The organism is Bowmanella dokdonensis (genome assembly GCF_017254865.1).
GTDB lineage: Bacteria > Pseudomonadota > Gammaproteobacteria > Enterobacterales > Alteromonadaceae > Bowmanella > Bowmanella dokdonensis.
Map to the genome: position 1 here is coordinate 296,149 of NZ_JAFKCV010000002.1, position 21,682 is coordinate 317,830.

General features: G+C 53.3%; 19 protein-coding genes. 8 read left to right on the forward strand and 11 right to left on the reverse strand.

Annotated elements, in window-relative coordinates:
• Positions 1–41: 41 nt before the first annotated feature.
• The 9 genes from pyrF to gyrA form a co-directional block, all read right to left on the reverse strand.
• Entirely contained in the window at positions 42–746 is a 705-nt protein-coding gene (gene pyrF / locus J0A66_RS04565) for an orotidine-5'-phosphate decarboxylase (RefSeq protein WP_206572600.1), read from the reverse strand.
• A complete protein-coding gene (gene lapB / locus J0A66_RS04570; RefSeq protein ID WP_206572601.1) occupies positions 747–1,916 on the reverse strand; it encodes a lipopolysaccharide assembly protein LapB in 1,170 nt (389 codons plus the stop codon). It lies immediately after the preceding gene.
• Positions 1,917–1,921: 5 nt separating this feature from the next.
• Entirely contained in the window at positions 1,922–2,176 is a 255-nt protein-coding gene (locus tag J0A66_RS04575; protein WP_206572602.1) for a lipopolysaccharide assembly protein LapA domain-containing protein, read from the reverse strand.
• 179 nt (positions 2,177–2,355) lie between these two features.
• Positions 2,356–2,646 carry an integration host factor subunit beta gene (ihfB, locus tag J0A66_RS04580; protein WP_206572603.1) on the reverse strand — a complete coding sequence of 97 codons (291 nt, stop codon included), beginning with the start codon at positions 2,644–2,646 and terminating at the stop codon, positions 2,356–2,358.
• A gap of 68 nt (positions 2,647–2,714) precedes the next feature.
• Positions 2,715–4,388 carry a 30S ribosomal protein S1 gene (gene rpsA, locus J0A66_RS04585; RefSeq protein ID WP_206572604.1) on the reverse strand — a complete coding sequence of 558 codons (1,674 nt, stop codon included), beginning with the start codon at positions 4,386–4,388 and terminating at the stop codon, positions 2,715–2,717.
• 95 nt (positions 4,389–4,483) lie between these two features.
• A complete protein-coding gene (gene cmk / locus J0A66_RS04590) occupies positions 4,484–5,164 on the reverse strand; it encodes a (d)CMP kinase (RefSeq protein ID WP_206572605.1) in 681 nt (226 codons plus the stop codon).
• Between the two features lie 137 nt (positions 5,165–5,301).
• Positions 5,302–6,582 (reverse strand): 3-phosphoshikimate 1-carboxyvinyltransferase, encoded by a 1,281-nt coding sequence (aroA, locus tag J0A66_RS04595; RefSeq protein WP_206572606.1) that lies wholly within the window; start codon positions 6,580–6,582, stop codon positions 5,302–5,304.
• Positions 6,582–7,667, reverse strand: coding sequence for a 3-phosphoserine/phosphohydroxythreonine transaminase (gene serC, locus J0A66_RS04600; RefSeq protein ID WP_206572607.1), 1,086 nt, complete (start codon positions 7,665–7,667; stop codon positions 6,582–6,584). Before serC ends, aroA begins: the two co-directional genes overlap by 1 nt.
• Positions 7,668–7,804: 137 nt before the next feature.
• On the reverse strand, positions 7,805–10,486 hold the full coding sequence (gyrA, locus tag J0A66_RS04605; protein ID WP_206572608.1) for a DNA topoisomerase (ATP-hydrolyzing) subunit A: 2,682 nt from the start codon (positions 10,484–10,486) through the stop codon (positions 7,805–7,807).
• 233 nt (positions 10,487–10,719) lie between these two features.
• Here gyrA and ubiG point away from each other — a divergent pair, with 233 nt between their 5' ends.
• From ubiG to yfaE, 5 genes are all read left to right on the forward strand, one after another.
• The gene (ubiG, locus tag J0A66_RS04610; protein ID WP_206572609.1) at positions 10,720–11,469 is read left to right on the forward strand and encodes a bifunctional 2-polyprenyl-6-hydroxyphenol methylase/3-demethylubiquinol 3-O-methyltransferase UbiG; all 750 of its coding nucleotides are present in this window, start codon (positions 10,720–10,722) and stop codon (positions 11,467–11,469) included.
• Positions 11,462–12,127, forward strand: a complete 666-nt coding sequence (locus J0A66_RS04615) for an HAD family hydrolase (protein ID WP_206572610.1) — start codon at positions 11,462–11,464, stop codon at positions 12,125–12,127. Before ubiG ends, J0A66_RS04615 begins: the two co-directional genes overlap by 8 nt.
• A gap of 358 nt (positions 12,128–12,485) precedes the next feature.
• A complete protein-coding gene (gene nrdA, locus J0A66_RS04620) occupies positions 12,486–14,804 on the forward strand; it encodes a class 1a ribonucleoside-diphosphate reductase subunit alpha (protein WP_206572611.1) in 2,319 nt (772 codons plus the stop codon).
• Between the two features lie 184 nt (positions 14,805–14,988).
• Positions 14,989–16,119, forward strand: coding sequence for a class Ia ribonucleoside-diphosphate reductase subunit beta (gene nrdB, locus J0A66_RS04625; protein WP_206572612.1), 1,131 nt, complete (start codon positions 14,989–14,991; stop codon positions 16,117–16,119).
• Positions 16,120–16,135: 16 nt separating this feature from the next.
• Positions 16,136–16,402 (forward strand): class I ribonucleotide reductase maintenance protein YfaE, encoded by a 267-nt coding sequence (gene yfaE / locus J0A66_RS04630; protein ID WP_206572613.1) that lies wholly within the window; start codon positions 16,136–16,138, stop codon positions 16,400–16,402.
• A 63-nt stretch (positions 16,403–16,465) separates the two neighbouring features.
• On the opposite strand, the gene J0A66_RS04635 is transcribed toward yfaE, so the two are convergent.
• Together J0A66_RS04635 and J0A66_RS04640 are read right to left on the reverse strand one after the other, a co-directional pair.
• Entirely contained in the window at positions 16,466–17,260 is a 795-nt protein-coding gene (locus J0A66_RS04635; protein WP_206572614.1) for a DUF2189 domain-containing protein, read from the reverse strand.
• A 224-nt stretch (positions 17,261–17,484) separates the two neighbouring features.
• Positions 17,485–18,009: a C40 family peptidase gene (locus J0A66_RS04640; RefSeq protein WP_206572615.1), complete on the reverse strand. Its 525-nt coding sequence runs from the start codon at positions 18,007–18,009 to the stop codon at positions 17,485–17,487.
• A 434-nt stretch (positions 18,010–18,443) separates the two neighbouring features.
• On the opposite strand from J0A66_RS04640, the gene J0A66_RS04645 reads away from it, so the two are divergent.
• From J0A66_RS04645 to J0A66_RS04655, 3 genes are read left to right on the forward strand one after another with little or no spacing between them, the layout of a single operon-like run.
• A complete protein-coding gene (locus J0A66_RS04645) occupies positions 18,444–19,670 on the forward strand; it encodes a pyridoxal phosphate-dependent aminotransferase (protein ID WP_206572616.1) in 1,227 nt (408 codons plus the stop codon).
• Positions 19,671–19,708: 38 nt separating this feature from the next.
• The gene (gene yfbR / locus J0A66_RS04650; RefSeq protein ID WP_206572842.1) at positions 19,709–20,263 is read left to right on the forward strand and encodes a 5'-deoxynucleotidase; all 555 of its coding nucleotides are present in this window, start codon (positions 19,709–19,711) and stop codon (positions 20,261–20,263) included.
• A 2-nt stretch (positions 20,264–20,265) separates the two neighbouring features.
• Positions 20,266–21,576, forward strand: coding sequence for an anti-phage deoxyguanosine triphosphatase (locus J0A66_RS04655; protein WP_206572617.1), 1,311 nt, complete (start codon positions 20,266–20,268; stop codon positions 21,574–21,576).
• Positions 21,577–21,682: the final 106 nt, after the last annotated feature.

Sequence of the window (21,682 nt, forward strand, 5' to 3'; positions counted from 1 at the left end):
CCGCATTCATCGCGGCCTTTTCTATTCCTGCAACAAAAAGGTTAAACCCTTTTGATTATTGAATCATTGATGGCATTCAATGCAGCAAGAGGAGCGGAAGATTGCGTAATGGGACGCCCTATTACCATATAATCAACTCCGGCACTTATGGCCTGCTCGGGTGTCATCACCCGGTGTTGATCCCCCAATTCCGAGCCAACGGGGCGAATACCCGGCGTAATCAGCTTGAATGATTGACCAAAGGTTCTTTTCAGTAAAGCCGCTTCCTGGGCAGAACACACCACCCCATCTAAGCCGGCTCGCTTAGTCAGCTCAGCCAGGTACAGCACTTGCTGCTCTGGAGTGCGTGGGACGCCTGTTTCCGCCAGTTCTTCGGCAGACATACTGGTCAGCACGGTAACGGCGATCAGCAGAGGCCGTTCACTACCGTACGCTTCCAGGGCTTTGCGGCTGGCTTCCATCATACGGCTGCCCCCACTGGCATGAAGGTTAACCATCCAGACACCCAACTCGGCAGCCGCCACGCAGGCTTTGGCGACGGTGTTGGGAATATCATGGAATTTAAGATCCAGAAACACATCGAAGTTGCGACGGGTCAGTTCTCTGACAAACGCAGGACCAAAATAGGTGAACATCTCTTTGCCGACTTTCAACCGGCAACTGCCCGGCTCCAGATCATCGACAAATCTCAGCGCCTTGTTCTGATCATCAAAATCCAATGCCACCACTACCTTAGGATCGTTCATCTATTCTCCATCCAAACCTTTAATAGGTTTGACTACCCCCCACTTCTTGCAGGAAGGACATAGCCAATGTAATTGTCGCCCGGAAAAACCACAGGATACGCAACGGTACTTCGGACGTTGCTGGATCTGTTCATGAACCAGTTCCTGCAGCATAGCCAGGCTGTCACCGACCTGCTTTGCGCCGGATTGACGCTGGTACAGACCCATCAGGGTCTCAAAGCCCTTCATAGTGGGCTTGGCCCGCAGTTGTTCAAGCAGGAATGTCGAAGCATCCTCTTCTTTGCCTTGCTTAGCCAGCAATCTGACCCTGGCCAGGTAGGCAGTCGCACATTGCTGGTGATATTCATCCAGCAGCGTTGCCAGTTCCTTAGTGTCCGACAGTTTCTCTGCGCAGTCCTCCAGCAAAGGGACAGCTTCGCTAAGCCAGGTCACATCCCTGACAGGTACCTCCTTGAGGTATTCCTGGGCCTGTTTGTATTGTTGCTGAGCAATAGCCATCTGCCCCAGCATCAACCAGGGCCTGACGGCATGGCCGTCAGACAGAACCGCTTTCTGCAAGCTCTTCTCCGCCTGTTCGAATTGCAGTTTTTTAATTAGTATCGCTGCTTGTTCACAATAAAAATGGGCGACGCGCTCACAGAGTTCGAGGCTGTCCCCATGGCAACTGACCATACGTTCGGCCAGCTCAATGGCTCTGTCCCATTCCTTGGTAGTCTGGTAGATATTGAACAATTGCTGCTGTGCGTCGAGGAAATACTTGTCGCTGTCCAGCAACTGCAGAAACACTGCTTCGGCACGCTCGAGAAATCCAGCCAGCAAATAATCACGGCCCAGCTCCTTCAGGGCCAGTTGTTTCTGGCTGTCGGTCAGCAGTTCCTTGTCCACCAGGTTCTGGTGGATACGGATAGCCCGGTCAAGTTCACCGCGGTGCCGGAAGAAGTTTCCCATGGCGATATGGGTCTCCACCGTGTCACTGTCCACATTGATCATCTTGATCAGGGTATCTACCGCTTTATCTGGTTGATCTGAAAGAAGAAAGTTAAGACCTTTATAGTAGTGGCGGGACAATATGCTGGATTGTTTGCGCTGCGCCTGTCTGACGCTATTTCGTCCCATGACCCAACCATATCCGGCAGCGACGGGAAGCAGAAGAAAGAGGAGTTCAAGCATGGAACTTAAGGTTCTCGTCGCGGGCCTGATTTTGACACGCCATGGCGGTGTCGCCAACGGAAACCGATAAACCAAAGCAGGCTGACAGATAAGCTCACTGCCACCCCGAGGAGAAACATGATGGCCATGAGGCTGGAAACCCGCATCTGAGTTTGCGCAATCAGATAGTTGACCTGTATCAGTTGATCATTCTGCGCACCCAGGGTCAGGGCAAGCAGGAATACCGCCAGGGTCAGTAACAGGCTCAGGACCAGTTTCAAGATTGATTTCTCCAGCAAACATCACGGACCAGCGAATAACATAACATGAACTGCCCGCCAATCCATGGGTAGACAACTAATTTGGAAGAACTGTAACCGGCTGGGAGCCGGATACCACCTGCTGGGTTTAACTCGGGGACAAATAAAAAAGGCACCCCAAAGGGATGCCGTTTCTATTCTTAATGAGTCATCCCATCATTCACCCGTTCACGCAATTCCTTGCCAGGCTTGAAGTGTGGGACGTATTTACCATCCAGCTTCACAGTCTCGCCTGTCTTGGGATTACGACCAACGCGAGGGGCACGATAATGCAGTGAAAAACTGCCAAATCCCCGAATCTCGATACGCTCGCCTTTTTGAAGGGTTTGCGCCATCTGCTCGAGCATCTCCTTTATCGCGGACTCCACCTCTTTGGCGGGGATATGCCGGGCTTTATCAGCAAGTCTGTCGATTAGTTCCGATTTGGTCATACAAACCTCTTGATCAAGGACGAATCACACAGTTACCGATGTCAGGGAGGCCGAGGCCTCCCGCCCCATTACTCTTCGCCTTTCGCTGCCTTGAAGGCCTCTGCCATGGCATTACCAAAGCCGGATTCATCCTGCTGGTTTACCTTGTCGATCGCTTCTTTTTCTTCCGCCTGGTCTTTTGCCTTCACAGACAAGTTAACAATGCGGTTCTTGCGATCTACACCAACATACTTGGCTTCGATTTCCTCACCAACTTTCACTACCTCGGAAGCATCTTCAACGCGATCGCGCATCAGATCGGCGGCACGGATGTAGCCTTCCACTTCCTCAGCCAGTTGGACTGTTACGCCTTTGGCATCAACAGCGGTAACCTTACCGACAACGATAGCACCTTTCTTGTTATCTGTCAGATACTTATTGAAAGGATCTTCATCGATTTGCTTAACGCCCAGACTGATGCGTTCACGCTCCGGATCGACCTGCAATACAATGGCGGAGATTTCATCGCCCTTCTTATATTCACGTACTGCTTCTTCACCTGCTTTATTCCAGGAGATGTCAGACAGGTGAACCAGACCGTCGATACCACCATCCAGACCAATAAAGATACCGAAGTCAGTGATGGACTTGATCTTGCCAGTGACCTTGTCACCCTTATCATGAGTCTTGGCGAACTCTTCCCATGGGTTAGGTTTGCACTGTTTCAGACCCAGAGAAATACGGCGACGCTCTTCGTCGATTTCCAGCACCATGACTTCTACCGTGTCACCCAGGTTAACCACCTTGGATGGATGGATATTCTTGTTGGTCCAATCCATTTCTGACACGTGTACCAGACCTTCAACACCGTCTTCGATTTCCACGAAGCAACCGTAGTCAGTCAGGTTGGTTACCTGGCCAGACAGCTTAGTGCCTTCAGGGTAACGCTCGGCAATTTCAGTCCAGGGATCGCTACCCATCTGCTTCATGCCCAGAGACACACGGGACTTCTCGCGATCGAATTTCAGAACCTTGACTTGAATTTCATCACCGACATTAACGATTTCACTTGGATGCTTGACGCGTTTCCAGGCCATGTCAGTGATGTGCAGCAGACCGTCTACACCACCCAGATCAACGAAGGCACCGTAGTCAGTCAGGTTCTTAACGATACCTTTAACTTCCAGACCTTCTTCCAGGTTAGCCAGCAGTTGTTCACGTTCAGCACTGTTTTCCGCTTCGATAACCGCACGGCGTGAAACCACCACGTTGTTGCGCTTGGCGTCCAGCTTGATAACTTTAAATTCCAGCTCTTTGCCTTCCAGGTGAGTGGTATCACGCACCGGGCGAACATCGACCAAAGAACCTGGCAGGAAGGCACGAACGTTGTTCACTTCAACAGTAAAGCCACCTTTGACCTTGCCATTGATAATGCCTTTGATAGTGGCTTTCTCGTCGTAAGCTTTTTCCAGCTCAACCCAGGCTTCATGACGCTTGGCTTTTTCGCGAGACAGAATGGTCTCACCGAAACCGTCTTCCACAGCGTCCAGTGCCACGTCCACTGTATCCCCTACAGCGATTTCCAGGTTGCCTTCGGCGTTCTTGAACTGTTCGACAGGAATGGCACTTTCAGACTTGAGACCTGCGTCTACCAATACGATATCTTTATCGATAGCAACAACAGTACCCTTAACGATGGCACCGGGACGGGTTTCAAGCTGTTTTAAACTTTCTTCAAAAAGTTGAGCAAAATTTTCAGTCATAATGTGATTAATTCAGTATTGACATCCACTCAGCAGTCCCGCTAATGTGGGGTTGTTCCAGTTGGCTCGCAGCATCCTTACCTCGAGCTGTTTCATCATTTGTTATGTAGTCTGTCTTCGACAAATTTCATAACCGTATCAAGCACCTGGCTGATACTCATTTGAGTTGAGTCCAGCACCAAGGCGTCTCCCGCCGGCATCAAAGGGGCAACAGAGCGATTGATATCGCGTTCGTCACGGGCTTGTATGTCGGTTAAAAGGCGCTCAATGCTAACATCGAGCCCCTTATCTTTCAACTGCTTATAGCGGCGTGTGGCACGCTCCTCCGCACTGGCCGTAAGGAAAATCTTCGCCTCAGCCGAGGGGAAAACCACTGTTCCCATGTCCCGGCCATCGGCCACCAGCCCCGGATCGTCCCGAAACGCCCGCTGGCGCCTGAGCAGGGCTTCGCGAACCCTGGGTAAAGACGCCACCTGTGACGCCACCGCACCCACTTCTTCAGTCCGGATGCTATCGGTGACATCTTCACCTTCCAGAATGATACGGGAACTTCCAGACTGGGTTTCAAAGCTCACGTCCAGGCCGGAAGCCAATGGCACCAACCCAAGCTCATCCTGTGCGTCTATCTGATGATGCAGGGAGGCCACAGCCAGCACCCTGTATATGGCACCGCTATCCAGAAAGTGCCAGCCGAGCCTGTCTGCCAGCATGGCACTGATAGTGCCCTTCCCTGCTCCGCTTGGCCCGTCGATGGTAATGACAGGTGCTGTTTGCATCGCGTCTCCAATTATTCATCTCGGCTAAAATCGCGCGCAATTATACGCGTTGACACTGGTTTAGCAATGAAAGCCCGTTCGTACAATTGTAAGTGAATAGCAGGGAGCCAGGTCAGGCTCCCTGCTATAAAGCCGGTTTACCCTCTGGTCAGACTGGCCAGACGAGTAAAGTAATCAGGGAAGGTTTTGGCCGTGCAGCCGGGATCGTTAATTACTACCTCGGTCTCACCCAGCGCTACCAGGGAGAAGCACATGGCTATCCGATGATCATTGTAGGTATCAATCTCTGCACGCTGTAGCTGGGCAGGCGGCGTCACTTCAATAAAGTCCTGTCCTTCCACCACATGAGCGCCCACCTTTCGTAACTCCGTTGCCATGGCATGCAGGCGGTCGGTTTCTTTGACCCGCCAGTTGTGGATATTGCGAATAGCCGTGGTGCCTTTGGCAAACAAGGCTGTAGTCGCAATGGTCATTGCGGCGTCCGGGATATGGTTCATGTCCATATCCACAGCCTTCAGCGGGGCCCCCTGCACTTCTATGAAGTCCTGGCCCCAGGTCACCCTGGCCCCCATGGCCTCCAGCACCAGGGCAAAATCCTTATCCCCCTGGATGCTGTCCCGGCCGATGCCGGTGACCCTGACCGTACCGCCTTTGATGGCGGCCGCAGCCAGAAAATAAGAGGCCGAGGAGGCATCGCCTTCCACCAGGAAACGACCTGGAGACTTGTAGTGCTGTCCAGGGGGGATAACAAACTTGCGATACTGGTGGTTTTCCACCTGCACGCCAAACCGGGCCATGGTATGCAGGGTAATGTCGATATAGGGCTTGGAGACCAACTCACCCACGATATCTATTTCCACTTCATCGCTTGTCAGCGGGGCCGCCATCAATACGGCGGTCAGAAATTGGCTGGACACACTGCCATCCACCTGGATCCTGCCTCCAGTCAGGGGTTTTCCTTTAATCAGCAAAGGCGGAAAGCCCTGATTCTTAAGGTAGGTGATCTCGGCTCCGGCCTGACGCAGGGCATCCACCAGGGCCCCTATCGGTCGTTCTTCCATACGTGGTTCGCCGGTCAGTTCAAACTCACCATTTGACGCTGCCAGAGCTGCACACAAAGGTCGCATGGCTGTGCCGGCGTTCCCCAGGAACAGGGTCAACTGGCCGGCATGAAAGCGGTGGCCCAGGCCATGCACCCAGCATTCGCTTCTGTCTTCGCTCAGGCGGTAATGCACACCTAACTGGGTCAGGGCATTCAACATATGGCGTATATCGTCACTGTCGAGCAGGTTGGTCAGGTGCGTCTCCCCTTCGGCCAGCGCCGCCAGCAGCAAGGCACGGTTGGACAAACTCTTGGAGCCAGGCAGATTGACTTGCCCTTCGATACGGGAAATGGGTTCAAGCAGCAGTTGTTCCATCAGCCCATCCTCTTCTCAAAGTCCATCATAAAATCAACCAGCGCCTGCACCCCTTCAATGGGCATGGCATTGTAGAGACTGGCCCGCATCCCACCCACACTCCGATGACCCGCCAGAGCCTTGAGACCGGCCTGCTCAGATTGCTCAAGAAAAGCCTTATCCAGCTCAGGGTTGGCCAGTTGGAAAGGAACGTTCATACGGGAGCGAAAGTCCTTATGGATACGGTTCTGATAAAAATCAGAACTGTCTATATAGCCATACAGCAGGGCCGCTTTTTCGGCATTGCGCTTTTCCATGGCCCTGACGCCGCCCTGATCCTTAAGCCACTGGAATACCAGGCCGGCCAAATACCAGGCATAGGTTGGCGGAGTGTTAAACATTGAATCATTGTCGGCCAATACCTGATAGTCGAGTATCGAAGGCGTCTCGTTTCTGGCCCTGCCCAGCAGATCCTCACGCACTATTACCACTGACAATCCGGACGGTCCGATGTTTTTCTGCGCACCTGCATAAATGAGCCCAAAGCGGGACACATCCACCGGCCGGGACAGAATATTAGAGGACATGTCGGCCACCAGCGGTACTGAGTCCACCTCCGGCACGTTCGTCATCTCCACCCCATCGACAGTTTCATTAGGGCAGTAATGCAAAAACGCCGCTTTGGGGTTGAGCTTCCATTGGGACTGTTCAGGCACGACTAACCTGTCATCCTGCCAGCGACTCTGCGCGACAACCGAAGGAAGCAAATAACGCTTAGCTTCATCGACTGCCGCTGAGGACCAGGAACCACTGATAAGGTAATCGGCCTGGCCATTCTTTCCGCTCAGGTTAAGCGGCACTGCCGAGAACTGCCCCCGACCTCCGCCGTGAGTAAAAAGCACTTTGTAATTGTCAGGGATAGCCAATAGTTCGCGTAGATCCGCTTCAGCCTGCTGGGCTACCTGGATAAAGGCTTTACTGCGATGACTGAGTTCCATGACCGAGCAGCCTTGCCCCTGCCAGTCAAGCAGTTCGGCCTGGGCCTGCCGCATGACTTCGACAGGCAACATAGCCGGTCCGGCGCAAAAGTTGTACACCTTGTTCATATTGCTTCTCTTAAAAGTCGCCGGCGAATGGTTCCCTACGACACCGGCATATCGTCCATCCCTGAACATAAACAAGCGGCATCAGGCCGCTTGTTTTGATACAGACGAAGGGGAAGTCTGAAAGCCTCCCCCGGCACTTACTCTTCTGTCGTTTCGGCGCCGTTATCGGCGTCGTCGCCTGCCTGTAATGCGGGTTCTTGCCCGTCTTCTTCGATATAGTCGCTGTCCTCGGACTCCACTTCTTCGATGCGCTGTAATCCGACGACCTTCTCATTGTCACCGGTGCGTATCAAACGCACACCCTGGGTGTTACGGCCCACAGTGGAGACTTCAGAGACCCGGGTCCGCACCAGGGTACCCTGGTCGCTGATCAGCATGATCTCATCCATTTCATCCACCTGCACCGCGCCGACCACGGCACCATTGCGATCCGAGACCTTGATGGAAACCACGCCCTGAGTGGCACGGCTCTTGGCCGGGTAATCATCCAGCGGGGTGCGCTTGCCGAAACCATTTTCGGTGACGGTCAGGATAGCGCCGTCACCCTGGGGAACGATCAACGACACCACCCGCTGCCCGTCCTGCAGACGGATACCACGCACACCAGTGGCGGTTCGACCCATGGGACGCAGGGACAACATCTCTTCACCGGTTTCCGGGTCAAGTTTCACCTGACCGGTTTCAGAGTCACGCAGTTTCTCATTGAAACGCACCACCTTGCCCGCATCGGAGAACAACATGATATCGCTCTGACCGTCAGTCAACGCCACACCAATCAGTTGGTCGCCTTCGTTCAAGTTAACGGCGATAATGCCGCTGGCCCTGGGACGGGAATACTGGGACAAATCGGTTTTCTTCACTGTGCCGAAGGCCGTGGCCATCAACACATATTTGTCTTCCACAAATTCGGCAATTGGCAACATGGCGGTAATCCGCTCCCCTTGCTCCAATGGCAGAATATTCACAATAGGTCGGCCTCGGGCATTACGGCTGGCCAGGGGCAGTTGATAGGTCTTGATCCAGTACAGTCTGCCCCGGGTGGAGAAACACAGAATATAGTCATGGGTGTTGGCCACCAGCAGTTTCTCGATAAAGTCCTCGTCTTTCATCTTGGTGGCAGACTTACCCTTGCCGCCGCGGCGCTGGGCCTCATACTCCCTGAGTTTCTGATACTTCACGTAACCTTCATGGGACAGGGTCACCACCACGTCTTCCTGCTCAATCAGGTCTTCGATATCGATATCATGGCTGGCAGCACTGATCTCAGTGCGACGGACATCACCGTATTCGGCCTGGATTTTTTCCAGTTCTTCACGAATGACTTCCAGCAGACGCTCTGGACTGGCCAGGATATGCATCAATTCGGCAATCTGATCCAGCAACTCCTTGTACTCGGCCAGGATCTTGTCATGTTCCAGCCCAGTCAGTTTATGCAGGCGTAGATCCAGAATAGCCTGGGCCTGGGCTTCGGTGAGGAAATACTTGCCATCGCGGATGCCAAACTGCGGCTCAAGCCAATCGGGTCGCGCCGCATCTACGCCTGAGCGTTCAAGCATCTCCGCTACGTCACCCAATTCCCACCCCTGAGCCACCAGGTTTGCCTTGGCTTCTGCCGGACTGGGCGACGCCTTGATCAAATCAATGATGGGGTCGATATTGGCCAGCGCCACAGCCAGACCTTCCAGGATATGGGCCCGGTCCCGCGCTTTACGCAGTTCGAATACTGTCCTTCTGGTTACAACCTCACGTCGGTGCAGCACGAAAGCTTCGAGCATTTCCTTGAGGGTAAAGACCTTGGGCTGGTTGTTGTCCAGCGCCACCATATTGATACCAAAGACCGTCTGCAACTGGGTCTGGGCATAAAGATGGTTGAGCAGCACTTCTGCCGATTCGTTACGCTTGACCTCAATAACGATGCGCATGCCGTCCTTATCGGATTCGTCACGCAGGGCAGAAATGCCTTCTATTTTCTTTTCCTTGACCAGTTCGGCAATCTTCTCGATCAATCTCGCCTTATTCACCTGGTAAGGGATCTCATTGACTATGATGGTTTCCTTACCATTGTCCTCGGTCTCTATCTCAGCACGGGCACGCAGGTATATCTTGCCGCGACCGGTCCGGTACGCCTCCTCTATCCCCTTACGTCCACTGATAATGGCCGCAGTGGGGAAGTCTGGTCCGGGAATATATTCGATCAGTTCTTCAACAGAGATATCCGGGTTATTGATCAGGGCGATACAACCGGTGATCACTTCATTGAGGTTATGCGGGGGAATATTGGTGGCCATGCCCACGGCGATACCGGAGGAACCGTTAACCAACAGGTTGGGCACCTTGGTGGGCAAAACTTCGGGAATCTGTTCTGTGCCATCATAGTTGGGCACAAAATTGACCGTTTCCTTTTCCAGATCGGCCAGCAGTTCGTGGGCAATCTTGGCCATCCGGACTTCGGTATATCGCATGGCGGCCGCCGAATCGCCGTCCACCGAGCCGAAGTTACCCTGACCGTCCACCAACATATAACGCAATGAAAAAGGCTGGGCCATCCGCACTATAGTGTCATACACAGCGGAGTCACCGTGGGGGTGGTACTTACCTATCACATCCCCCACCACACGGGCAGACTTCTTGTACGGCTTGTTGAAGTCGTTCTTCAACTCATTCATGGCGAACAATACGCGCCTGTGAACCGGCTTGAGGCCATCGCGTACATCCGGCAGCGCACGGCCGACAATAACGCTCATGGCATAGTCAAGGTAGGAGTTCTTAAGCTCTTCCTCGATATTAATGGGGAGAATTTCTTTGGCGCGGTCAGTCATATACAGCCCTGTTCCCTTCTTTATTGTCTACATCTTCCCATATGGGTCTCGGGATAAAAAAGAGACCCAGGAATTACGCTTTTTAACCGCCCAATGCTACCACTTAAATCCACAAATAAACAGCCGCCGGTTGCTCAGATAAGCGCCAGTTGAGCCATTGCGGCGTTCACCCTATGCTTGGCGGTTGGAGCTGTTTATACTTGGCACCAACAGCCACACACAGATCATGATCAATGCAACAGACAACCCCGGGGGACAATGCCAGTCACCCCGTCAATAATGTAGACCAGCAGGAAATAGACAAATTCTCAGCACTGGCCAGTCGTTGGTGGGACCTTCAGGGGGAGTTCAAGCCCCTGCACCAGATAAACCCTTTGCGGCTGGATTTTATCGCTCAGCACAGCCACGGTCTGTTTGCAAAGAAGGCACTGGATGTGGGATGCGGTGGCGGTATTCTGGCCGAAAGCATGGCCGGCATGGGTGCCGAGGTGACCGGCATCGATATGGCCAGAGACTCCCTGGAAGTGGCCAGACTGCATGGCCTGGAATCAGGCATCAAGGTGGATTACCAGCTCTCGACGGTGGAGGAATTTGCCCAACACCATGCCGGTCAGTTCGACCTGGTGACCTGCCTGGAGATGCTTGAACATGTGCCAGACCCGGAATCCGTAGTGCGCGCCTGTGCCCGTCTGGTCAAACCGGGTGGCCAGGTGTTTTTCTCCACCTTGAATCGCAATCTCAAGTCGTATCTGATGGCCATAGTCGGTGCCGAGTACGTACTTGGCCTGGTGCCCAAAGGCACCCATCAGCATAGCAAATTCATCAAACCCTCTGAACTGATGGCCTGGTTGGACAAGACCCCGCTGCTGTGTCGGCATATTGAAGGGCTGCACCTTAATCCGCTGAGTGGTCAGTACTACCTGTCGACCAGCAATGTAGATGTTAATTATCTTCTGCATTGCGAGAAGACGGCCCATGGCTGAGCTTGGCAAACCACGGGCCCTGTTGTTCGATCTGGACGGAACGCTGCTGGATACAGCACGGGATATGGGCACTGCACTGAATCAGTTGCTGGCGGACCATGGCCGGCCACCAAAAGGCTACCAGGAATACCGTCCCATTGCCTCCCATGGCGCCATGGGCATGCTCAAGCTTGGCTTTGCCGATATTGTTGAAGCGGAAGCTTACGAATCCCTACGGAAGGGCTTTCTGGATCTTTACCATCTGTCATTGTGTCAGCACACCAGCCTGTTTGCCGGGATTGACAAATTGCTCGAAGGATTGGCCGACAAACAACTGCCCTGGGGTATCGTCACCAATAAGCCGACCTGGCTGACTCTGCCCCTGCTGGAGCAGTTTCCTTTATTGCAAACAGCAGGTGTGGTGGTATGCGGGGACACACTGGCAAGGCGTAAACCCCATCCAGACCCTTTATGGCTGGCGGCGGAAAAACTGGCCGTAAAACACCAGGCCATCTGGTATGTGGGCGATGCCGAACGGGACATGCAAGCTGCCAGGGCTGCCAGCATGTCAGGCGTGCTGGCCGAATACGGTTACATCTGTCCTACCGAGCAACCCCAGCACTGGCAGGTGGATCTGCGTATCGACCATCCGGAAGCTTTGCTCCCCCGCCTCGCCTAACCACAACATTTAGTGCTAAAAAAGAAAAACTGACACCATATATCCACAAACAATAAAAAAGCATAAACTAATAAGTAAATAGTTTAGTGGAAAAAACGGCCAGAAAAACTCCTTGCAATCGGCATATCTGCGTCTTGTCAGCTATTGTTCAGTGAGTCGCTACTAACCTGCCAGACTGGCCCGCCTCTTTTGCCCATTAAACCACCAGATATTGGGTTGCATAACGACTTAAACCTCACTATCTTGTGCCTATACCTGCAGCCAGACAGCACTGGCCTTCGGCAGGTTTCCCCTCTGCTGGCATGAATGTGTCCGCAGTCATTTGCGCTAAACAGATAACAATAAGACGGCTACCGGCATGAACAACAATCTTCTCGTAACCAAACGCTCCGGTGAAAAGGAGCCCATCGATCTGGATAAGATCCACAAGGTGATCACCTGGGCAGCCAAGGGGTTGAACAATGTGTCCGTCTCTCAGGTAGAGATCAAGGCACATATTCAATTCTATGATGGCATCAGGACCTCGGATATTCACGAGACCCTGATCAAGTCTGCCGCCGATCTGATTTCCAAGGACAGTCCCGATTACCAGTATCTGGCGGCGCGCCTAGCCATTTTTCATCTGCGTAAGAAAGCCTACGGCCAGTTCGAGCCTCCCCGGTTGTACCAGCATGTGGCCAGAATGGTCGATATGGGCAAGTACGACAGGCATCTGCTGGAAGACTACAGTGTCGAAGAATACGAGCAGATGGAAGACTTCCTGGATCACTGGCGGGATATGAACTTCAGCTATGCCGCGGTGAAGCAGTTGGAAGGCAAGTACCTGGTACAGAACCGGGTAACAGGCGAAATCTATGAGAGTGCCCAGTTCCTGTACATACTGGTGGCGGCCTGCCTGTTTGCCAACTACCCCAAAGAGACCAGGATGAGCTATATCCGGCGCTTCTATGATGCGGTGTCGCAGTTCAAGATCTCCCTTCCGACCCCCATAATGTCCGGGGTACGCACGCCCACCCGCCAGTTCAGTTCCTGCGTGCTGATCGAGTGTGGTGACAGCCTGGACTCCATCAATGCCACCGCCAGTGCCATCGTCAAATATGTCAGTCAACGGGCCGGTATCGGCATCAACGCCGGCCGCATCCGGGCGCTGGGCAGTCCGATTCGGGGCGGTGAAGCTTTCCATACGGGCTGTCTGCCGTTTTACAAATATTTCCAGACTGCGGTGAAAAGTTGTTCCCAGGGCGGAGTACGCGGTGGTGCAGCCACCCTCTTCTATCCGCTGTGGCATCTGGAAGTGGAATCCCTGCTGGTGCTAAAGAACAACCGCGGAGTGGAAGAGAACCGGGTTCGTCACCTGGATTACGGGGTACAATTTAACAAGTTGATGTATCAGCGTCTTATCAAGGATGAACATATCACCCTGTTCAGCCCCTCAGACGTACCCGGCTTGTATGACGCCTTCTTTGCTGACCAGGACGAGTTCGAGAAGTTGTACGTCAAGTACGAGCAGGATCCGTCCATTCGCAAGAAGCAGATCAAGGCCATCGAGCTGTTCAGCCTGTTTATGCAGGAGCGGGCCAGTACAGGCCGTATCTATCTGCAGAACGTGGATCACTGCAATACCCACAGCCCTTTCGACGCCAAGGTGGCACCGGTACGCCAGAGCAATCTGTGCCTGGAGATTGCCCTGCCCACCAAGCCCCTTGAGCATGTGAACGATGAGAATGGCGAAATTGCCCTGTGTACTTTGTCAGCCTTTAACCTCGGCGCCATCGACAGCCTGGATGAACTTGAGGAAATGGCCGATCTCACCGTGCGGGCTCTGGACAGTCTGCTGGATTATCAGGACTATCCGGTGCCAGCCGCATTAAACGCCACCATGGGTCGCCGTACCCTGGGAGTTGGCGTGATTAACTTCGCCTATTACCTGGCCAAGCATGGAGTGCGTTACTCGGATGGAAGCGCCAATGGGCTGGTACACAGGGCCTTCGAGGCCATTCAATACCACCTGCTCAAAGCCTCTGTCGGTCTGGCCAGGGAAAAAGGTGCCTGTCCTAAATTCAATGAGACCACTTATGCCAAAGGGCTGCTGCCCATCGATACCTACAAGAAGGATCTCGATAGTATCTGTAGTGAACCTTTGCAGTATGACTGGGACAGCCTGCGTGAAGAGATCAAGCAATACGGCCTGCGCAACAGCACCCTGTCTGCGCTGATGCCGTCTGAAACGTCCTCGCAAATCTCCAACGCCACCAACGGTATCGAACCACCGCGTGGCCATATCAGTGTGAAGTCCAGTAAGGACGGCGTCCTTAAACAGGTCGTGCCGGAGTATGAGCGGCTAAAGGACCAGTACGAGCTGCTGTGGGAAATTCCCTCCAACGACGGGTATTTGCAACTGGTGGCCATTATGCAAAAGTTCGTCGATCAGACTATTTCCGCCAACACCAGCTATGACCCGGGCAAGTACGACGGCGGCAAAGTGCCCATGAAGCTGTTGCTCAAGGATCTGCTGACCGCCTATAAACTGGGCGTCAAGACGCTGTATTATCACAATACCCGTGACGGTGCTACTGACAGCCAGGAAGACCTGGCCGTGGTCGGCAAGCAAAAACCGGTAGTTGAAGCCGTTGTCGAAGAAGACGACGACTGTGCCGGCGGTGCCTGCAAGATCTGACCGGCGACCATTGCCAAAACGGGCGGTGCAGGAAGTACCGCTCTTCTCTGTAAGCTGACACGTCATGCAATAAGTGGAGAGTGAGGACAGGAGTCCGTTTACGTAACAAAAAACAAAAAGGGATGAGGCTGGTCCAATACGGACCGGTCCGTGCGCTAAACCTGTAATCTTAAAGCTGATGCCGATGAAATATACAACCTTCAACCAGCAAAACTCCAATCCCCTGGCCGAACCCATGTTCTTTGGCAACCCGGTGAATGTGGCCCGTTATGATCAGCAGAAGCATCAGATTTTTGAAAAACTGATTGAAAAGCAGATCAGTTTCTTCTGGCGTCCGGAAGAAGTGGATGTAAGTAAGGACAGGGTGGATTTTCAGAAGTTGAGTGACTCTGAAAAGCACATTTTTATCTCCAACCTCAAGTACCAGACACTGCTCGATTCAGTGCAGGGCCGCAGCCCCAATATCGCGTTTCTGCCAATAGTGTCACTGCCTGAACTGGAGACCTGGATTGAGACCTGGTCATTCTTCGAGACCATCCATTCGCGCTCCTATACCCATATTCTACGCAACCTGTTCTCTGACCCCAGCGCCGTATTCGAGGACATCGTACTGAATGAAGAAATCAGACGCCGTGCCACTGATATCTCTCGCTACTACGACGACCTGATTTTTCTGACCCAGTTATGGCAGACCCAGGGCGAGGGCATGCACCAGGTCGATGGCGTGACCTATCCGGTCAATCTGCGGGAATTAAAGAAGAAGCTCTACCTCTGCATGAACTCGGTCAATGCTCTCGAAGCCATTCGTTTCTATGTATCTTTTGCCTGCACCTTCGCCTTTGCCGAACGTGAACTGATGGAAGGTAATTCCAAGATCATCCGTCTGATAGCCAGGGATGAGAACCTCCACCTGACGTCCACCCAGCATATCCTTAACCTGTGGGCCAGGGGCAAGGACGACCCCCAGATGCAGGAAATTGCCGAGGAATGTCAGGATGAAGCCCGCGCCATATTCATGAATGCAGTGGAGCAAGAAAAGCAATGGGCCGAATACCTGTTCCAGCACGGCTCAATGATCGGACTGAATAAAGATATTCTCTGTCAGTATGTGGAGTTTATCGCCAACCACCGGATGGCGGCCATCGGCCTGGATACGCCTTTTGAGGTGAAATCCAATCCCCTGCCCTGGATGAACAATTATCTCAATTCTGACAATGTACAGGTAGCACCCCAGGAGTCTGAAATCAGCTCCTACCTGGTCGGTCAGATAGACAGTGAAGTGAGTGTGGATGACTTCGGAGACTTCGATCTCTGATGACCAACCAGCCCAGATGACACAGGATGATCGCTTTGTGATCCACCTTGACGAGCAAACCAGTCTTACATGCAGTAAGGACAAGACCTTGCTGGAGAGTCTGGAGGCTCAGCAGGTGGATGTGCATTACCACTGTAGGGAGGGATTCTGTGGCGCCTGTCGCACCAAACTACTGGAAGGCGAGGTGGAGTACGTGACCGATCCCCTGGCCTTTATCGACGACGATGAAATCCTGCCCTGCTGCTGTGTTCCTGTCTCCGATCTGAAAATCAGGCTGGCTTGAACGCCTTCGGCATGACTCAGAACGCCTTATAACGAATAGCCGGACTTATCCGGCGTCAGGCACCTACTCGTAGTGCCTGCCGCGTTTGACTTCAATGGTGTCGATATAGCCATGCCAGGTGGCGTAGCCGATCAGCGGCATCAGGATAATGAAACCGGCAAAACCGGTGATAAAGCCTATGGCCACGCTGGTGGCAATAATGGCCGCCCAAATCAACATGGGCACCTTGTTACTCCACACCGCATTCATACTGGTCAGTACCGCAGTGGCCAAATCCACCCGCCGCTCCATCAGCACCGGCTGGGTAAAGGCGCTGATAAAGAACACCAGCAGGGTAAATCCGGCCCCGACCACTGAGCCCAGTGCCAGAAACGGCAGCAGATTTTCCAGGTTTTCTTCCAGATAAGGCGGATACAGGGCATGGATGATCGAGGCCACCCGCAGCCAGAAAATCATCAGCACCATCAGTAAAATACCAAAGCCCCACTCGTTGACGGCATTGCGCTTTACCGCCTTGATACTGTGCCACAAAGTAGGCTTGTGGCCTTTTTCCAGTTCCCAGCTCACATCATACAAACCAGCTGCCAGGAAAGGACCAATCAGCATAAAGCATATCAACGATGGCAGAATCACCAGGTGCCAACCGGTCAGTGCCACCAGATAGGTAATCAACCAGGGAATGGCGGCAAAAATCAAGCCGTAGAACGCCGTCAACAAGGGTGCACGGGTGATGTCCCGCCAGCCCAACGCCAGCCACTTAATCGGATCCCCCACATCCAGTTCCTTGCAGGGAATAACCCTGCCTATACCGCTTGAACTGATGGCATTCCGGGGTGTTTCTTTGAAGGGTTGAGACATGAGACCTCCGCTATGGTTGTTCCGGCGCTCTGGGTTTCTATGCTATTGGTCTATGCTGACAGCCTGGCGTTCCCACGAAAGCTTGCCTTGCTGCAAACCGATAATCCCTTGCAAGTCATATGCTTGTTGGTGCAAAGGGATCTCCATTAGCTTATGCAGGGGACGGCAAATCTGCTCTTTATATGAGCAATTATTCTGAACATGTTGGCTGCTAGACAGTATGGCTATATAGCGCGGTACTGCGCCGGATGCCAGCTCAGTCTGGTCTGATAATGGCCGGCCAGCAGGCGGTTCAGTTCACTGAACAGCACCACGGGCTCCCTGTGATGGCCGAGGCAAGACCAGACAAACTGGTGACAGTTATTACGAAGCAGGTGGTAGTCAGCATACTGGAAAATTTGCCCGGCGGCCCGTTGCGCTGCCTGTTCATTACCCAGTGGCTCCCCTGCTTCGTCACACAGCACAAAAATACGCTCGCCGCTTCGTCGGGCCAGGAAACGTTCGGGGGATATGGCTCGTACCAGACCATTCCCGGCCCGCTCTATAATATTACCTTCCAACCAGATTCCACTGTGGTCAAACACTCCGTAAATGCCACAACAGACCACTGACCCATTCAGCGGCGCCACCGGATGAGATATTTCACCGGGAAAATGCTGCACGTGGTTGCGATGACGGGACTTATCCAGCTTCTGTCCGGCCACCAACGCACCGATACCCAAACCCAGCCAAATCAGGGGCAACGCCATAGCGATTTTCCAAACAACCCATTCAAGGCTCTATTTAACAGCAGGAAGGGAAAATGCCAATTCCAGCTTTGTAACCGGCTGTGTCGATCAATGTTCTCAGGAAGAGCACCGAATAATTAGATAACGACTGCCAGAGCCTGCCTGAAATCCGCTCAGCCAAGGCTCGGCTGTGCAGGAATATGGTCAATCTCTCAAGCAGCAGTAACGCCGGATGGGCTGATTTCAGGCTGCTCCCAAAGGGCGGGGCTGAAATTTCCCCAGTCTGCCCCAGACTTTGCAGGATTTAGCACCACTAAACCCGTGCGTGAAACGACCTGGATTGCCTGGAAAAATGTCAACCTCCGCTGGTGCTCATTATCTAATTATTCGGTGCTCTAGATGTTTAAACGGATTGGGTTTACCCTGTAGACCCCGTTTTATCAACCCTGTAGTTCATGAAGAAGATAGTAAAATCCAGCAAGCTCAATGATGTGTGTTATGACATTCGCGGACCGGTACTGGTGGAGGCGAGAAGGCTGGAAGATGAAGGCCACAGGGTTTTGAAACTCAATATCGGCAATCCGGCGCCATTCGGGTTCGAAGCGCCGGATGATATTCTCAAGGATGTGATACACAATCTACCCACGGCCCAGGGTTATGGTGACGCCAAAGGCATTTATTCGGCGCGGGTAGCGGTAATGCAGTATTACCAGCAGCACAACATCAAAAACATCGATATCGAAGACGTGTACATAGGTAATGGTGTCAGTGAACTCATTGTGATGGCCATGCAGGCTCTGCTCAATACCGGCGATGAAGTGCTTATTCCAAGCCCGGACTATCCTCTATGGACAGCGGCAGTCAGCCTGTCGTCCGGTACGCCGGTGCATTATCGCTGTGATGAGCAGGCTGGCTGGTTTCCCGATATTGACGACATTAAAAAGAAGATCACCGCCAGTACCCGCGCCATCGTGCTGATTAACCCCAATAACCCCACCGGCGCAGTGTACAGCAAAGAATTGTTGCTGGAGGTGGTGGAACTGGCGCGCACCCACGGACTTGTGATCTTCAGCGATGAGATCTACGACAAGATCCTCTATGACGAAGCTAAGCATACTTGTATCGCCTCCCTGGCCGATGACATCTTTATCGTAACCCTAAGCGGCCTGTCTAAGAATTACCGGGTCGCCGGCTTTCGTTCCGGGTGGATGCTTATAAGCGGCAACAAAGGACTGGGACGCAGTTATATGGAGGGGCTCAATCTGCTTTCGTCCATGCGGATGTGTGCTAACGTACCCTGCCAACATGCGGTGCAGACAGCATTGGGTGGCTACCAGAGTATCCACGACCTGACCCGTGCCGATGGTCGCCTGCGCCTGCAACGGGATGTGGCCTGGCGGATGCTGGAGCAGATCCCCGGATTGTCCTGCGTCAAACCCAAAGGGGCCATGTACTGTTTCGCCAAAGTGGATGAGAAGAAATTTTCCATCAGCAACGACGAGACAATGGTGCTGGATCTACTCCGCCAGGAGAAAGTCCTTCTGGTGCATGGCAGGGCTTTTAATCTGCGTGAGGGCTGCTACTTCCGCCTGGTGTTCCTGCCCCACGTGGAGGTGCTGCAAACAGCCCTGAACAAGGTGGAGCGTTTCTTCAATGCCTACCAGCAGGGAAACAACCTGTGACGGCGCCATCCAGTCATTTCTTTGCTCACCTGTCGCGGATGAAACTCATCAACCGTTGGCCGCTGATGCGCAATGTCAGCAAAGAAAATGTTCAGGAGCACAGCCTGCAGGTGGCCATGGTCGCCCACGCTCTGGCGCTGATCCGTAACCAGTACTTTGCGGGCAATCTGGATCCTTACCGTATCGCTACCCTCGCCATGTTTCATGACGTGTCAGAAGTACTGACAGGGGATCTGCCCACCCCGGTAAAATATTACAATCCGGCTATTCAGCAGGAATACAAAAAAATCGAACAAATCGCCGAGCAGAAACTGATTGAAATGGCGCCCGCGGCTTTCAAGGAAGACTATGCTGCCCTTATCGACAAACGTAGCCACAGTGAAGATGAACGCTTTATCATCAAGGCGGCGGATGTTATCTGCGCTTACCTGAAAACGCTGGAGGAACTGGCCGCCGGCAACCACGAGTTCGAGCTGGCCAAGAAACGCCTGGACAAGATCCTCAAGGACTATCAGTCCGGAGAGGTGAATTACTTCCTGGAGGCTTACGTACCGAGCTTTTCCCTCAGCCTGGATGAGATCACACAGGAGTAGCCATGGCCGAATCTCCCTGGTTGCAACGCAGACAGCCCCAGCCCGAACGCCAGGGAGATCATCGCTCCGCCTTCCAGCGGGACAAGGCGCGGATCCTGCATTCAGCGGCCTTTCGCCGTCTGCAGGCCAAGACTCAGGTGCTGGGCGTGGGGATGAATGACTTTCATCGCACCCGGCTGACCCACTCACTGGAAGCCTCACAAATCGGCCAGGGCATTGCCGCGCAGCTTCGCCAGAAGTACCCTGACCTGACTGAAAAGCTCCACTTAAGCGATCATCTAATTGAGGCCCTGTGCCTGGGCCACGATATCGGTCACCCGCCATTCGGCCACGGCGGCGAGGTGGCACTGAACTACATGATGCGCGAGGAAGGTGGTTTCGAGGGTAACGGCCAGACCTTTCGTATTGTCACCAAGCTCGAACCCTATACCCCGGATGACGGCATGAATCTGTGCCGTCGTACCCTGCTGGGCCTGGTCAAATATCCAAACCTCTTGTCCAACCTGACCCTGGCATCGCCCCGGAGTAATAACCTGCGCGACTGGATCCCGGCCAAAGGCTTGTTCGATGATGACGCCGGCTTACTGGACTGGTTACTGGCCCCCCTCCAAAAAACGGATCGGGATCTGTTTATGTCGTTTCAGCCATACGACGACCACGTAGCCAAAACCCGTTACAAATCCTTCGATGCCTCCATCATGGAACTGGCCGATGATATTGCCTACAGCATTCACGATCTGGAAGACGCCATCGTCACCGGCATTGTCAGCAAAGAGGCCTTTGTCGAGGAAGTCACCCTGCCTATCCAGCGATTGGACATCACCTGGTTGAGCAAACAGATCCAACCTCTGTCAGACAAGCTTTTCCAGGGCGAACACTACGCCCGAAAGGACGCCATCGGCGCCCTGGTAAACGGCTTTATTACCGCCATTGAGATTCGTACCACCGCCGTGGCCTTCAAAGAGCCCCTGCTGGCCCGTAACGCCGCCCTTCCTGATGACTACCAGGCAGCCCTGGATGAGTTCAAAGGCTTTGTATTTCGCCGCGTAATCCAAAAGAGCGAAGTACAGATGCTCGAATACAAGGGCCAGCAACTGGTGGTGGCCCTCTTTGAAGCCTTCTCCTCCGATCCGCAAAAGCTGCTGCCGGAAAATACCCGGCTGCGCTGGCTGGCGGCGGAAAAGCAGGGCAAGGGTATGCGGGTGATCAGTGACTATATCTCCGGCATGACAGATGAATTTGCCTCCCGGTTATACAGCCAGTTGTTTCTGCCCAGGACCGGCAGCGGCCTGACCTACAATTCACCTTACTGATCTGACAACCGGCTTACTGACCTGACAACGGAATTTGCAGGATAATGTCGGTGGCAACGTCAACTAACTCGCCAGCTTTGCAAATACCCCCTGTTTCGTCCGCCTG

Excerpts from the sequence above, each read along its gene's own strand:
- aroA (WP_206572606.1), bottom strand. The coding sequence starts at position 6,582 with ATGGAACAACTGCTGCTTGAACCCATTTCCCGTATCGAAGGGCAAGTC.
- ubiG (WP_206572609.1), top strand. The coding sequence starts at position 10,720 with ATGCAACAGACAACCCCGGGGGACAATGCCAGTCACCCCGTCAATAAT.
- ihfB (WP_206572603.1), bottom strand. The coding sequence starts at position 2,646 with ATGACCAAATCGGAACTAATCGACAGACTTGCTGATAAAGCCCGGCAT.
- gyrA (WP_206572608.1), bottom strand. The coding sequence starts at position 10,486 with ATGACTGACCGCGCCAAAGAAATTCTCCCCATTAATATCGAGGAAGAG.
- J0A66_RS04645 (WP_206572616.1), top strand. The coding sequence starts at position 18,444 with ATGAAGAAGATAGTAAAATCCAGCAAGCTCAATGATGTGTGTTATGAC.
- cmk (WP_206572605.1), bottom strand. The coding sequence starts at position 5,164 with ATGCAAACAGCACCTGTCATTACCATCGACGGGCCAAGCGGAGCAGGG.
- nrdB (WP_206572612.1), top strand. The coding sequence starts at position 14,989 with ATGAAATATACAACCTTCAACCAGCAAAACTCCAATCCCCTGGCCGAA.
- J0A66_RS04635 (WP_206572614.1), bottom strand. The coding sequence starts at position 17,260 with ATGTCTCAACCCTTCAAAGAAACACCCCGGAATGCCATCAGTTCAAGC.
- yfbR (WP_206572842.1), top strand. The coding sequence starts at position 19,709 with ATGAAACTCATCAACCGTTGGCCGCTGATGCGCAATGTCAGCAAAGAA.
- J0A66_RS04640 (WP_206572615.1), bottom strand. The coding sequence starts at position 18,009 with ATGGCGTTGCCCCTGATTTGGCTGGGTTTGGGTATCGGTGCGTTGGTG.
- pyrF (WP_206572600.1), bottom strand. The coding sequence starts at position 746 with ATGAACGATCCTAAGGTAGTGGTGGCATTGGATTTTGATGATCAGAAC.
- serC (WP_206572607.1), bottom strand. The coding sequence starts at position 7,667 with ATGAACAAGGTGTACAACTTTTGCGCCGGACCGGCTATGTTGCCTGTC.
- lapB (WP_206572601.1), bottom strand. The coding sequence starts at position 1,916 with ATGCTTGAACTCCTCTTTCTTCTGCTTCCCGTCGCTGCCGGATATGGT.
- J0A66_RS04655 (WP_206572617.1), top strand. The coding sequence starts at position 20,266 with ATGGCCGAATCTCCCTGGTTGCAACGCAGACAGCCCCAGCCCGAACGC.
- yfaE (WP_206572613.1), top strand. The coding sequence starts at position 16,136 with ATGACACAGGATGATCGCTTTGTGATCCACCTTGACGAGCAAACCAGT.
- rpsA (WP_206572604.1), bottom strand. The coding sequence starts at position 4,388 with ATGACTGAAAATTTTGCTCAACTTTTTGAAGAAAGTTTAAAACAGCTT.
- J0A66_RS04615 (WP_206572610.1), top strand. The coding sequence starts at position 11,462 with ATGGCTGAGCTTGGCAAACCACGGGCCCTGTTGTTCGATCTGGACGGA.
- nrdA (WP_206572611.1), top strand. The coding sequence starts at position 12,486 with ATGAACAACAATCTTCTCGTAACCAAACGCTCCGGTGAAAAGGAGCCC.